Source organism: Oscillatoria sp. FACHB-1406 (assembly GCF_014698145.1).
GTDB lineage: Bacteria > Cyanobacteriota > Cyanobacteriia > Cyanobacteriales > Spirulinaceae > FACHB-1406.
On record NZ_JACJSM010000017.1, the window covers coordinates 66,688 to 80,467 of the forward strand.

The 13,780-nt window shown below is 49.0% G+C and carries 10 protein-coding genes; 7 read left to right on the plus strand and 3 right to left on the minus strand.

Annotated elements, in window-relative coordinates:
- Positions 1 to 22 precede the first annotated feature (22 nt).
- Positions 23 to 577 (plus strand): cupin domain-containing protein, encoded by a 555-nt coding sequence (locus H6G50_RS16450; protein WP_190718421.1) that lies wholly within the window; start codon positions 23 to 25, stop codon positions 575 to 577.
- Between the two features lie 125 nt (positions 578 to 702).
- Here the strand turns inward: H6G50_RS16450 and H6G50_RS16455 are convergent, their stop codons facing one another.
- From H6G50_RS16455 to H6G50_RS16465, 3 genes are all read right to left on the minus strand, one after another.
- Positions 703 to 1,011 (minus strand): hypothetical protein, encoded by a 309-nt coding sequence (locus tag H6G50_RS16455; protein WP_190718424.1) that lies wholly within the window; start codon positions 1,009 to 1,011, stop codon positions 703 to 705.
- Between the two features lie 735 nt (positions 1,012 to 1,746).
- A complete protein-coding gene (gene cynS, locus H6G50_RS16460; RefSeq protein ID WP_190718427.1) occupies positions 1,747 to 2,184 on the minus strand; it encodes a cyanase in 438 nt (145 codons plus the stop codon).
- 359 nt (positions 2,185 to 2,543) lie between these two features.
- Positions 2,544 to 3,437, minus strand: coding sequence for a hypothetical protein (locus H6G50_RS16465; protein WP_190718430.1), 894 nt, complete (start codon positions 3,435 to 3,437; stop codon positions 2,544 to 2,546).
- Between the two features lie 248 nt (positions 3,438 to 3,685).
- Between H6G50_RS16465 and H6G50_RS16470 the strand changes: the two genes are divergently transcribed.
- The 6 genes from H6G50_RS16470 (at position 3,686) to H6G50_RS16495 (ending at position 13,726) form a co-directional block, all read left to right on the plus strand.
- Positions 3,686 to 4,678, plus strand: coding sequence for a methyltransferase domain-containing protein (locus H6G50_RS16470; protein ID WP_190718433.1), 993 nt, complete (start codon positions 3,686 to 3,688; stop codon positions 4,676 to 4,678).
- Between the two features lie 237 nt (positions 4,679 to 4,915).
- Positions 4,916 to 7,162, plus strand: coding sequence for a glycoside hydrolase (locus H6G50_RS16475; protein WP_190718435.1), 2,247 nt, complete (start codon positions 4,916 to 4,918; stop codon positions 7,160 to 7,162).
- Between the two features lie 336 nt (positions 7,163 to 7,498).
- Positions 7,499 to 7,999 carry a hypothetical protein gene (locus H6G50_RS16480; RefSeq protein ID WP_190718438.1) on the plus strand — a complete coding sequence of 167 codons (501 nt, stop codon included), beginning with the start codon at positions 7,499 to 7,501 and terminating at the stop codon, positions 7,997 to 7,999.
- Positions 8,000 to 8,052: 53 nt separating this feature from the next.
- The gene (locus H6G50_RS16485; protein WP_190718441.1) at positions 8,053 to 9,909 is read left to right on the plus strand and encodes a PhoX family phosphatase; all 1,857 of its coding nucleotides are present in this window, start codon (positions 8,053 to 8,055) and stop codon (positions 9,907 to 9,909) included.
- A 51-nt stretch (positions 9,910 to 9,960) separates the two neighbouring features.
- Positions 9,961 to 10,527: a PEP-CTERM sorting domain-containing protein gene (locus tag H6G50_RS16490; RefSeq protein ID WP_190718444.1), complete on the plus strand. Its 567-nt coding sequence runs from the start codon at positions 9,961 to 9,963 to the stop codon at positions 10,525 to 10,527.
- Between the two features lie 232 nt (positions 10,528 to 10,759).
- Entirely contained in the window at positions 10,760 to 13,726 is a 2,967-nt protein-coding gene (locus H6G50_RS16495; RefSeq protein ID WP_242032857.1) for a SpoIIE family protein phosphatase, read from the plus strand.
- The last annotated feature ends 54 nt before the right edge of the window (positions 13,727 to 13,780 follow it).

Genomic DNA, 13,780 nt, shown 5'->3' on the forward strand with positions numbered 1-13,780 from the left:
TAAGCTATTTAAGAAAATCGCAATGGCAATTTTACAATTAGAAGACGGTACAACCTACACTCAAACCGACGATATTGCGCGCGAACTTGCCGCACTAAATGTCAACTTAGCTCGCTGGCCGGTTGGGGACAATGAAACCCTTCAAACTCTACTCGCAAAAGCTGCCTTAGATGAAGCAGAAAAAGAAGAAGTTTTGCAGTCCATCGACCGATATTTCGAGCAACTTAAGCAAGAAGCAGGCTATCAAACTCGCGATTTAATTGTCTTGCATCCCGATATTCCAAATCTCGACGCACTCTTAGCTAAATTTCAACGTTGCCATACCCACGGCGATGACGAAGTACGCTACATCATTGAAGGGGAAGGCGTATTTGGTTTTGTAACTCCAGAGGGGAAGCAGATGGAACTGACAATTCAACCGGAAGAATTTATCAATGTCCCGGCGGGTACGGAACATTGGTTTTATTTAACCCCACAGAAACGCATTAAAGCCGTGCGTTATTTCACCTCAATGGAAGGTTGGGTTCCTGAATATACAGAAACCGCAATTCGGATGCGTCCTCTAGCGTTGACTTAGAGAATGTTTGAAAAGTTGAGTGAGGGGTAAAAAAAGGACTTAAGTGTAAGGGGTTAAGCTGTTCCCTCTTCAGTTTGATAAGTCCTTAAACTCACGCTCGCGCTCCACATCCCCGCACGCGAGTATTAAGAACGACGCGCAGAAGCCGCAACAAGAGGTTGCCGCGAGGTTCGGGCTGGCATCGATTCCCAACCTCGAATCGGTCCTGGCTGTAAGCCAGAATAAGAATTGAGGCTGTAGACTCCCGTGGCGCAGGCTTCGACCACTCGACCATTCAATTCGCAGGTGGTCATTAAGTAGTCGCAAGCATCGCATTCAACACGAACGGCCAAGCTTTTCGGGCAACCGAATTCTGCTCCATCACGGCCGCTGAAATGATGGCGTTGGGCAAAACTTCCGCAATTCGGGCAGTGAATTTTTTCGATTAAGTGCATGACTGCTTCCTTCCCGTTGGGATAATTTATATCTGTGCGTCAAGCCCTTCTACAGAGAAACAATGATTAGCTTTTCTTTTTGGGTAGACAGAACAAAAACGCTAGTGATTTGTTAAATTTCAGATTTGAAAGTAAATCTGCCTGCTCCCGATCTTAAAGGGAGGCTAAAGAGGTTTAGCGAAGGCTTAAGTTGAGTTTTTTAGGCGATTCGTCTAAAGTTCATAGAGCGAATCCTAAGCTTTATTTTATCATTCTTTCATGATAGCCCTTTCTTCGGTAGGGTGCAAAGATAGCTTAAAGTTTTGAGACATATCTTCTTATATTCTTATAACTTGTCTGAAAAAGCGCGGCATCTTCTCTAAGGAAGATGTTATCTCACCCCTGACTCTCATTTAAGGATATCCTTTGGGATCGTATTGAACGCCTCGATCCCAAAGGTTAATTCCCGACAAAGGCTAAATCTCCGTTTGAACGAACTTGGCGCGATCGCGTCTTAAGTCCCAGTTCCGAGAAATTGCTGAAAAATACTAGCAAGGAAGTGCGCTGCAAGCTCGCTCAAAATCCTCATCGCTTTAAATCGGCTTGCAGCCCCATGCCCCCAGCAACCGAGTTCGATTTGGGGTAAGATCGGGGCAGCGATCGCGCGCCGACCCGAATACCACCGGATTGACTCGTAAAGCTAGCAAGCGACGCGGTAATATCCGTGCGATGCGCGATCGGGAGTCACTCTCGACCTCACCACTTTTTATAGGGCAAAAATTTACCGCACATCGTCACTTTAACGCGATCGCCTTTCGGGTCTTCAACCTTATCCACTTCAACGGAAAAATCGATCGCGCTCATAATCCCATCTCCAAACTTTTCGTGAATGACGGCTTTTAACGGCATCCCGTACACCTGCATAATTTCATAGAAACGATAAATCAGCGGATCCGTTGGAATTACGGGATCTAACGAGCCTTTCAAGGGAGGAACGGTTAATTCTTCAGCCATTTCTTCCGGCAAATCCAAAGCTGCTACTAACTTCTTGGCTTCCTCAATTCCGGCGCTCGCTTGACCGTAAAATAGGGCAGCAATCCAAGTTTCATCAAATCCGATAAGTTTTTCTAAATCTGCAAAGGTTAATTTTTTTGCTTTCTTAGCAGCGAGTAATTGACTAGAAAGGTCGGACATTTAAAAAAAATATTAGGGTAAGGGTAGACCAATGCTATCCCTCTACCCTAAACGTCGTTCCCTTTTTAATTCTGTATGTTTTAATACTCCAAAATGACTGGGAAAATGTTAGAGCAATGGGTCTATTTTTAGAAATTGGCAATATAGTGCTACTGGGTTGTGAATGTACGTTTCTAAAAGCACCAAAGTCTTGGCTGGTAGGCGCTGCCCACCCTACCCGATGTCCTAACTGAGTTGCGTAGCGCTATATCTTCCGCTTTCCCCTATACATCGAGCAATTGTAGGGACGTTAAATTTAACGTCCCTACTCAGATCCCTTCAATTCAACCGATAAGCAATTAAATCTAAGCTTTTTCCTCTCAATCGCCAATGACGCGATCGCGCAAATTCAAATTCGCATTCGGCTGTCCGTTGCGGTTGAGATAGCCCGTATCCATAAGAAAAGCTTTTAACGCTGTGGGAAAGTCCGGATGGCGACCGACAGGCTCGTTTTTACTATCGTAAATATCTAAACCCCAATCGTTGCTGCGATCGTAACGTGCCAGCATAAAATCCCAACCGTCTTCAAACTCGCCCAGTAGAATTTTTTGCGCGACATAACCAGCTAAAACGCCATTTCCCGCGCCGTTTTCTTCCATACTTTTATACATCTGCCAAGCAATCGATCGCAGATATTCGGGATATTGGCGCGTTACATCTTCAAAGTCGCCATCGCGATAGGATAAAACAATTGAAGGTGGAAAAGACCCGGCATAAGCATCAAAAGTGTAGAGAAAGTTATTATCGTAGGTAATAAATTCCATCCGACCATCTTGATTGAGGTCTTTGAACTCACCCCCGCCACCATCAGCAGGGCCGAGTTGCACGGAACTAAAATTGTTACCTTGGACGGTATAAACAGTCTGTGCGGTGCAGCAGTGCGCGCCGCCGGTGTAGGTTTCGACGATAACTTCCGGCGTGCCGTTGCTGTCGAGATCTCGCAGGCTAATATTGCCGTGATTATACGTTGAAGCCGTCTCCCTAACCTTCTCTTTACCGTCGTAATAGAGCGTGTAGCGCAGGTTATTTTCTTCATTAACGGCTTCGTTATTGTCTTTGTCGTAACTGACGGAGACTTTTACCTTACCGATCGCGATTTCGCGGTTTTGGAAACCTGGGGTATCGTAGCTGATTTCAATTTCGGGAACGGCGAGGGCGGGAAGGGCTAAAGTGACGCTAGCAGCAGCAAAGAGGGCTGAAAAAAGGTGACGCATCGAATCCAAGGTTGAAAAATGACGATTAGCGATTACTTCAACCGCTCAAGGCTTAATTCCGCATTTATCGCGATAAAAACCTTAAAAAATTGGCTTATACGACTGCAAATCCGAGTAAATTTATCCCCGTCGAGTCGCGGGCAAGAACGCGGCACTCCGGTTGACGTGCAAAATTTCACGAAAGTTTCGAGTTATTTGTCGAGACTTCGTACAATTTGTAAAGGTAAACTCTTACAATCTGTATTGAAATGAATTTTGTCGCTCTCAGTTTTGCGGTGCTGTTGTTGGTGGTGGCGATCGCGATCGCGCTTTACTTCCTCACCGCCCGCCGCTACGAATCCGCCAACTCCGTCGCCAATTCCTACGACCAATGGACGGAAGACGGAATCTTAGAATACTACTGGGGCGAACACATCCATCTCGGTCACTACGGTTCGCCGCCGCAGCCCAAAGATTTTTTAAAAGCGAAGGAAGATTTTGTCCATGAAATGGCGCGTTGGGGCGGTTTAGATAAACTTCCCGCCGGAACCACCGTTCTCGATGTCGGCTGCGGAATCGGCGGCAGCAGCCGCATTTTAGCGCGCGATTACGGCTTCAAAGTCACGGGCATTACCATCAGCCCGCAACAGGTGAAACGCGCGCGAGAATTAACCCCAGAAGGACTCAGCGCCAGCTTTCAAGTAGACGATGCAATGGCGCTTTCCTTCCCCGATGCGAGTTTCGATGTAGTTTGGACGGTGGAAGCGGGCCCGCATATGCCCGATAAAGCCGTATTTGCCCGCGAACTATTGCGAGTTCTGAAACCGGGCGGTACGTTGGTGGCTGCCGATTGGAACCAGCGCGACGACCGACAAAAGCCGTTAAACTTCTGGGAACGCCCGGTGATGCGCCAACTCCTCGAACAATGGTCGCATCCGGCTTTCTCGAGTATCGAAGGGTTCGCCGAACGTTTGGCGGAAACCGGATTAGTGAAAGGAGAAGTCGTAACGGCGGATTGGACGACCGAAACGCTTCCTTCTTGGTTCGATACGATTTGGCAAGGGATTATTCGCCCCCAAGGTTGGCTGAAATATGGCGTTCCGGGATTTTTGAAATCCGTGCGAGAAGTGCCGACAATTTTATTAATGCGGCTTGCATTTGGGAACGGTTTGTGCAGGTTCGGAATGTTCCGTGCCGTCCGCGCTTCGGGAGTAGGCGAGATCGATGCAAATGTTGCAACACCCGTTGCCAGCCAGTTTTAAGTCCTTATTTCGTGGCAAAATTAGCACTAATTTCCGATCGGTGGATCGCTGCTCCCTAATTACGAATTACGAATTACCGAGCTTCGGGAGTAGGCGAGATCGATGCAAATGTTGCAACACCTGTTGCCAGCCAGTTTTAAGTCCTTGTTTCGTGGCAGAATTAGCACTAATTTCTGATTAGTGGATCGCTGCTCCCTAATTACGAATTACGAATTACGAATTACGAATTACCGAACAATGTCTCACCCTCTCTACATTGCCTTCGTTTGGCATCAGCATCAACCGCTCTACAAAAGTCGAGAAAATCCTAAGTATCCCGGCAAGCAGTATCGTTTGCCTTGGGTGCGCTTGCACGGAACGAAGGATTATCTCGATCTGGTTCTGATTTTGGAACGCTATCCCAAGCTGCATCAAACGGTCAATCTCGTGCCTTCTTTAATTTTGCAACTGGAAGATTACGCGGCGGGTGTGGCAATGGATCCTTACCTGGCAGTCGCTTTAACCCCAGAAGACCAGTTGACTCCCGCCCAGAAAGAGTTTGCGGTGCAGTATTTCTTCGATGGCAATCACCATACGACGATCGACCCCCATCCCCGCTACGCGCAACTGTACGAGCAACGACAGGATAAGGGTAGAGAGTGGTGCTTGCGGCATTGGCAAGTGAATGATTACGGCGATTTGCTGGCGTGGCACAATTTAGCTTGGATCGATCCGATTTTTTGGGACGAACCGGAGATCGCGGATTGGTTCGAGCGGGGGAAAGGTTTTAGTTTGAGCGATCGCCAGCGCATCTATAGCAAGCAAAAAGAAATTATCGCCCGCATTATTCCCCAACATCGGAAAATGCAGGAAACGGGGCAACTCGAAGTCATGACGACTCCGTATACGCACCCCATTATGCCGCTGTTGGCCGATACGAATGCCGGACGGGTTGCAGTGCCGAATATGACGCTACCGCGATCGCGCTTCCAGTATCCCCAGGATATCCCTCGCCACCTCCGCAAAGCCCGAGAAATGTACGAAGATCGCTTCGGTACGAAACCGCGAGGGTTGTGGCCTTCGGAACAGTCAGTGAGTCCGGCCGTATTACCTTATATTGCCGAGGAGGGTTTTAAATGGATTTGTTCCGATGAAGCGGTGTTGGGCTGGACGATAAACCACTTTTTCCATCGCGATGCGGCGGGGAATGTCAGCGAACCGGAATTACTCTATCGTCCCTATCGCTTAGAAACCGAACAAGGCGATCTTTCAATTATTTTCCGCGATCACCGCCTTTCGGATTTAATCGGCTTTACCTACAGCGCGATGGAACCGCAAGCTGCCGCACGGGATTTAGTAGGACATTTAGACGCGATCGCGCGATCGCTCAAAAAACGTCAGAATGGCGGCGGTACGAGCTTAGAACAACCCTGGCTGGTGACGATTGCCCTCGACGGCGAGAACTGCTGGGAATATTACCAACAAGATGGATTGCCGTTCCTCGAATCGCTGTACGGAACGTTGAGCGATCGCAAAGATCTCCAACTCGTCACCGTCTCCGAATTCCTCGATCGCTTCCCCACCACCCAAACCCTGCCCGCCCGCACCCTCCATAGCGGTTCTTGGGTCGATGGCAACTTTACCACCTGGATTGGCGATCCCGCCAAAAATCGCGCCTGGGATCTCCTCACCGAAGCGCGGCGCGTCCTCGCCGAACACCCAGAAGCCACCGAAGAAAGCAATCCCGAAGCTTGGGAAGCCCTCTACGCCGCCGAAGGTTCCGATTGGTTCTGGTGGTTTGGCGAAGGGCATAGTTCCAACCACGACGATATCTTCGATCGCCTCTTCCGCGAACACCTGTACGCACTTTATACCGCCCTGAACGTCCCCGTTCCCGCCGGAATCGAACGAGAAGTCGAACATCACGAAGCCGGGGGCGATCGCCGCCCGCAAAGCTTCATCCATCCGATTATCAACGGCATCGGCGACGAACAAGACTGGGATAAAGCCGGACGCATCGAAGTGGGCGGCGCGCGCGGAACCATGCACCGCAGCAGCGACGTGCGACGGCTGTTTTACGGCTTAGATCACCTGAACTTTTACCTGCGCTTCGACTTCAAAGCCGGAGTCGAACTCAGCAGCGACGGACTGCCCGAATTGCACCTCTTCTGGTTCTATCCCGATGCACCCCGCCGCCTCAGTCGCATTCCCTTCGTCGATTTACCCGATAGCGAACCGGCGAATTACCTCTACCATCACCATTTAGGAATAGATCTGCCTTCCGGTTCGCTTTGGTTTGAAGAAGCCGGAGACGAACATCAATGGCATCCGAAAGCCAGTCGCGCTTCGATGGGCGTAAATCAATGCTTGGAACTTGCCGTTCCTTGGGACGATCTCAATGTCGAACCCGATCTACCCCTACAAATTCTCGCCGTTCTCGTTAAAGATGGCAAATTCCAGAGCTATTTACCGGATAGCGAACTGATTTCTTTGCAGGCCCCCTAATTCGCGGTTAGGGAATTCGCAAAAGTAATAAATTTTGGGTGTAGGGACGTTCAATTGAACGTCCCTACATCGCGTTTGGCTGCTTGTTAAGGAATACCAATTCTCCAAGTTCGGACGACAGATATTGAGGCTGAAACCCTTAATATATCTAGGTTTCTTCATTTTTAATTTTTAATTTTGAATTTTGAATTGGTAGAACTTCACAAACAAGACTCAGAGCGGATTGCATCCTTTACCTGCTTTTAAACTCAACTTCACCTCGAATAAACAAATTCATGGGATCGTCAATCGTGATGTTACTGAACGGCGGCCTCTAAATTGTCTGCTTTCCTCCCGATGATTTCAACAACATTCCTGCCTGCACTAGCAAGCGCGCTAAGCTTACTCGCGCTGACCATACCCGTTCGGGCGCAAGAACCCGCTGTCGTCCTCGAACTGTCCGTTTACGGCAGTATTTCGTCCGATCGCTACGAAGAATTGCAACTGCGGGCGGAAACCTTAGCCGAAAACGCGATCGCAGAACAGTTCGATAGCAACCCTCACCTTCCTGCCCTGAAAGTTACCGTTCTTTGCCATCGCGATGGCGAAATTCTACCGATTCTGTCGGTAACAGTTTCGCGCGCTCAATGGCAGGAAAACTCGAAAATTGGCGCTTGGGCGCAATATTACCCGTCCTACGCGCTCTTGCAACGCGAGCGAGGAGTGCCGCTTCGAGAATCAGCCACTCAGACCGTCGCATCTCAACCCCAAAATCCCACAATCGCGATCGATCGCGCTTTCGATGAAGGACTCCTAAGCGCAGCCCAAGCCCAGCAATACCTCGGCTACCTCGATTAAAACTCGATCGCGCCTTTTAGCCACTTCTACCACTCAATAAGAGGGAAAACTCCGTGATTCACGACAACAAAACCAGCAATCGGTCGGGCAATCGCCCCTTTGAAGATATCCTCCAAGCCAGACTGTCTCGGCGCAGCGTCCTCGCGCGCGGGGCTGCCCTATCCGCCACGGGTTTCCTCGCCGCCCTAACCGGCAACAAATTTTTCTCTCAAGGCGCTGATGCTGCCTCCACCCCAGAAGCAAGCAATCTCCTCGCCAAAAACTCCAGCCTCATCGACTTTCCCATCGTCCCCGCCGCGCAAGGTTCCGGCCCCATTCCCAACATCTCTTCGGCTTACCAGTACGAAGTGTTGATTCCCTGGGGAACGCCGCTGCAACCGGGCGGCCCAAGCTACGACGGCAACCCGAGCGCGCGTCCGACTTCTGCCCAACAAACCCAGCAAGTCGGTATCGGTCACGACGGAATGCACTTCTTCCCCCTTGAGGGCAGCAACAGCCACGGTATTCTGGCGATTAACCACGAGTACGGCACTAACGAACACATCCTCGGCAAAAAAACCGCCGACAGTTTAGAAGAAGTTCGCCGTTCTCAACACGCCCACGGTGTTGGTATCGTTGAAATCAAAAAAACGAACGGTAAGTGGCAAAACGTCGCAAGCAACAAAGCGCGACGCATCCACGTTAACACCCCCGTGACTTTCAGCGGCCCGGTCGCCAACGATGAATTGCTGAAAACCCGAGCCGGAAATCCTACCCTCGGTACGGTTAACAACTGTGCCAACGGTTACACGCCTTGGGAGACTTACCTGACCTGCGAGGAAAACTTCAACGGTTACTTCGGCGCAACTAGCGCTTGGACTCCTACCGCCGCTCAAAAACGCTATGGGTTTAGTGCGGCGGGTTTCGGTTACGGTTGGGAAAAGTTTGACCCTCGCTTCGATCTTTCCGATTCTAGTTACGCGAACGAGGAAAATCGTTTCGGTTGGGTGGTTGAGATCGATCCGATGAATCCGACCCAAAAACCCGTTAAACGCACTGCTTTGGGACGTTTTAAGCATGAATGCGCTGCGGTAACGGTCGGTCAAGGCGGCCGCGTTGTGGCTTATATGGGCGATGACGAACGGTTTGAGTATATTTATAAGTTTGTTTCCGACAGCAATTGGCGATCGCTGCAAGCGCGCAATATCAGCCCCCTCGATCGCGGTAAACTCTACGTTGCCAAGTTTAACGACGATGGTACGGGCAATTGGCTGGAACTCACCATTAATAACCCCGTTCTTAAAGCCAAGTTCAAAAACCAAGCCGAAGTTTTAACCTACGCGCGCTTGGCGGCTGATACTCTCGGCGCTACGCCAATGGATCGCCCTGAATGGACGACCGTTGCGCCGACGGGCGAAGTTTACTGCACCCTGACCAATAACTCGCGCCGCACCGCCCCCAACGCCCCCAACCCCTTAACTCCCAACCCCGACGGTCACATCATCCGCTGGAAAGATAGCGATAACCACGTTGGTTTGACGTTTCAGTGGGATATTTTTATTCTGGCTAAAGATACCCACGGCGCGACGGACGAGCGCACGTTTAGCAGTCCCGATGGGTTATGGGCAGATCCGGACGGCCGTTTATTTATTGAAACCGACGGCGAACAACAAAAAGGCTTGAACGACCAAGTTTTGGTTGCGGATCCGAAGACGGGCGATATTCGACGGCTGTTTACCGGCGTGACGGGTTGCGAAATGACGGGAATTACCGCTACCCCCGATCGCAAGACGCTTTTTGTCAACATTCAGCACCCCGGCGAGGGCGACCCAACAAAGACGAATTTTCCCGCGCCCCAAGGTAGCGGCAAGATTCCTCGCGATTGCACGATTGTCATCACTCGCAAAGATGGCGGTATCGTCGGTTCTTAGCCGTTTGCTGAATCGCTGTTTGAACTTGTCATTCGAGAAGGAAGGTTTTAAATGAAACGTTGGATTTTTGCGATCGCAGCCAGTTTGGGGAGTGCGATTCTAACTGCCCCAGCTAATGCCGCCCTGTTAAGCTGGAAAGTCGATTATACGGGCTGGTGGGACAATGACGGCGGCGGCGCAATTTCGGGACTGTTCGCTGCCGATGAAACCGCCGCTAGCGATGGCATTATTTCCATCGACGAAATGAGTAATTGGACGTGGAATTGGAGCGGCAACAACAATGTAGCTGCGTTTTCTATTTCCTCGAAAGACGGTGGCGTAACGGATTTTTCGCCGAGCTTTTTCGTTGACGGACGGCAAAATACGCCCATCGTTGATTTCTTCGATGCCGATAATCTCGACCAAGGTTCTTTTATTGGCGGAGGCGGCAATCTGGTATTAGATTTGCAAACGCTTCTGGTTGGTTCCTACGGCGATAATATTGCTGAATCGTTGGGAGATCCGACCTCGCGTTTGGGTAAAATTTCGGTTTCTACCGTTCCGGAACCGAGTATCGGACTCATTGCGCTGTTAGGTGTAGGACTAGCGAGTTGGAAGTTGAGAAAGCAGCAAGGCTAAACTTGCAATCTTAATTTTTAGGAACATTAAATTTTAGGTAGGGACGTTAAATTTAACGTCCCTATATCTTTTTATGCCGATAAATTGCCACTACCGATCTGGGATTGCTATAGTTGGACTGCGGTTTCAGAGCCACTTCCTCGTATTTTTGTTACGCCGAGCGACTGACGAAAAAGCACCACATCCAGGGAAACTCCCCCTTCACCTTCCCAATCTTTAGTCATTGCAGCAGATGCCCACCCCTTTCTTCCGCTGGCTTCCCCAACGTCCCAAGCAAATTTCCTTTACAGTCAAACTCGGTTTTGTTATCTTCTTGCTATCAACCGGCGTAACCAGCGCGAGCGTCTACTATTTTTACTCAACGACAGAGAAAATGGTGCTGCGCCAAATCCAGCAACAGCTTCGACGAATCGGTTATACCGCTTCATATCTATTCGATCGAGAAACTCGCGAGAGTATCGTTCGATTAACAGCAGCAGTCAATCGGGAAGCTCAACTCAATCCCCAAGTCACTCGCTCTCAGTTACAGGAACTTAAACCTGGGGACACGATTAAAAGTTTAAATCCCGAAGCGACTCGTCGTTTTCAGGCTTCACCTGATTTCCAGCGCTTAGTTAAGATACTCCGTCAAATTAAAACGGTCAGTCAGGATGAAATTGAGCCATTACAAAATTATTACCCACAGATCGTCAATAGCGGGCAGGTAAGAGCCGCTCTTGCTGTCGTCACTCCAGAGTCACCCGATCGCCGCATTGTGACTTTCCTCGCCTCAGCATCTCACGAACCTCAAGGGGATTGGCCCGGGAATCCGATTGGCAACTTGTATGCAATTTCCACCCCAATTTTCAGCCGCGTTTTTGATGGAGAAATTCAGATTGAAGATAAGTTTGTTCGTGACTCTTTTTATACTAGCATTTCAGTAACGATACCGCTTAAAAACGAGCAGGGGCAGACGATTGCGGGTTTGTGTCTCGATTATATCGCTAACAGCGAGTTGGACGAACTGCATAAGCTTCGTTTGATTTGCGCTGGTATTATTGCTGGCAGTTTTGGATTGTCTGTCTTGTTGGCGGCTTTGGTTGCTCGCTGGTTGAGTCGTCCCATTGCTCAGCTTCAACTTGCAGCGCAGAAGGTGCGCGCTCGCAATTACGATACGATTGTCAATGTCAAGAGTAACGATGAGTTTGAAACGCTGGCAGAAACCTTTAATAGCATGGTTGCAGAAATTCGCAGCTATTCCCAAACTTTAGAGGAACAAAATCAGGAACTCAAGCGGCTGGCTCAACTCAAAGACGAATTTTTAGCCAATACCTCCCATGAATTGAAAACCCCCCTTAACGGTATCATCGGAATTGCTGAATCTCTTGTTGACGGGGCGACAGGCGAGTTACCCCAACTCACTCGTTGGAATTTAAGCACGATTGTTGCCAGCGGCCGCCGTTTGTCCAGCTTAGTGAATGATATTCTTGACTTTTCTAAGCTCCGACATCAACATTTGGAACTGCAACTCAAATCCGTTGACTTGTATTCAATTGTCGATTTAGTTCTCACTCTCAGCCGCCCCCCGATCGCGAGTAAAAACCTGCAACTGGTTAATGCGATCCCTCAAGATTGGGTACCGGCTCTCGCTGATGAAAATCGCCTACAACAAATCCTGTATAACTTAGTCGGCAATGCCGTTAAATTTACCCCAAACGGAACTGTAGAACTGTCGGCACATAGAGTTAAAGATGAGTTAGCAATTACAGTTTCCGATACCGGAATCGGCATTCCTGCCGATAAGTTGGATCGCATCTTTAAATCTTTTGAACAAGCGGAAGGTTTTACCGCTCGAGAATACGGCGGTACTGGTTTAGGTTTAACGATTGCCAAACAGCTTGTAGAACTTCACGGCGGTCAAATTAGCGTCACTTCAGAACTGGGAGTCGGTTCTCGTTTTACCTTCACTTTGCCTGTCGCTCGAACGGCTGCCGAGCGCACTCAATCCATCGCCGCGATCGCGGAAATGCCTCCCTACGACTTCAGTACGGATATTGCTTTAAAACAAGCTACTGCCTCCAGTAAAACCTACAAAGTTTTAGTCGTTGATGACGAACCGATTAACCTTCAGGTTATTGTCAATCATTTATCCTTGCACGACTACAAAATTATTCAAGCATCGAACGGTCAAGAAGCTATTGCAATCGTCGAATCCGGCTTGCTCCCCGATCTCATTTTATTGGATGTCATGATGCCAAAAATGACGGGCTATGAAGTTACCGAACAACTGCGAAAGCGTTTTAATTCTACCGAACTTCCGATTCTATTACTGACAGCAAAAAGTCAAATTCAAGATATCGTCCTCGGCTTAAACCTGGGTGCTAACGATTATCTGACAAAACCCATCGCCAAAGATGAGCTTCTCGCACGCCTCCGCACTCATATTAACCTAAAATATCTCAAATCCGACAATATTCGCCTCGCCGCCGAATTGGATATCGTTCGCAAAATGCAGCAGATGGTGCTGCCGAAAGAATCAGAATTAAAGGCAATTAAAGGCTTAGAAATTGCCTGTTTTATGGAATCTGCCCAAGAAGTTGGCGGCGACTACTACGATGTAATTCAGCACGCTGGAGGCGTACAAATTAGTGTCGGCGACGTGACAGGACATGGGCTAGAAAGTGGTCTGTTAATGCTGATGGCGCAAACCGCAATCCGATCGCTATTAGAAGCTAATTTTACAGAACCCAAGGAACTTTTAGCCGTGCTTAATCGCACGCTCTATAAAAACGCACTGCGGATTAATTCTGATAAAAATATGACGCTGGTTTCGCTGCATTACGCGGAGGGAATGCTGACATTGAGCGGCCAGCATGAAGAGGTCATTGTACTGCGTTCTAATGGGGATGTGGTAAGAATTGATACGTTGGATTTAGGCTTTCCGCTAGGACTCGAGGAAGAGATTGCAGATTTTATTGCGACGGCGCAAGTGCAGTTACATTCACAAGATTTGGTAGTTATCTACACGGACGGCATTATAGAAGCTTTTGATGCTAACAACAAACAGTATGGTTTAGAGCGGCTGATTGAGACAGTCAAGCTTCATGACTCGAAGCCGGTTGATGCTATTCGAGAAGCCGTTATTTATGACCTACGCCGACATATTGGAGAGCAAAAAGTTGAGGATGACTTTACTCTAGTAATTTTCAAACAGCTTTGAGAGCAGAACATTAAATTTTATGTAGGGACGTTCAATTGAACGTCCCTACGCTCG

Excerpts from the sequence above, each read along its gene's own strand:
- H6G50_RS16450 (WP_190718421.1), top strand. The coding sequence starts at position 23 with ATGGCAATTTTACAATTAGAAGACGGTACAACCTACACTCAAACCGAC.
- H6G50_RS16475 (WP_190718435.1), top strand. The coding sequence starts at position 4,916 with ATGTCTCACCCTCTCTACATTGCCTTCGTTTGGCATCAGCATCAACCG.
- H6G50_RS16470 (WP_190718433.1), top strand. The coding sequence starts at position 3,686 with ATGAATTTTGTCGCTCTCAGTTTTGCGGTGCTGTTGTTGGTGGTGGCG.
- H6G50_RS16495 (WP_242032857.1), top strand. The coding sequence starts at position 10,760 with ATGCCCACCCCTTTCTTCCGCTGGCTTCCCCAACGTCCCAAGCAAATT.
- H6G50_RS16465 (WP_190718430.1), bottom strand. The coding sequence starts at position 3,437 with ATGCGTCACCTTTTTTCAGCCCTCTTTGCTGCTGCTAGCGTCACTTTA.
- cynS (WP_190718427.1), bottom strand. The coding sequence starts at position 2,184 with ATGTCCGACCTTTCTAGTCAATTACTCGCTGCTAAGAAAGCAAAAAAA.
- H6G50_RS16455 (WP_190718424.1), bottom strand. The coding sequence starts at position 1,011 with ATGCACTTAATCGAAAAAATTCACTGCCCGAATTGCGGAAGTTTTGCC.
- H6G50_RS16480 (WP_190718438.1), top strand. The coding sequence starts at position 7,499 with ATGATTTCAACAACATTCCTGCCTGCACTAGCAAGCGCGCTAAGCTTA.
- H6G50_RS16490 (WP_190718444.1), top strand. The coding sequence starts at position 9,961 with ATGAAACGTTGGATTTTTGCGATCGCAGCCAGTTTGGGGAGTGCGATT.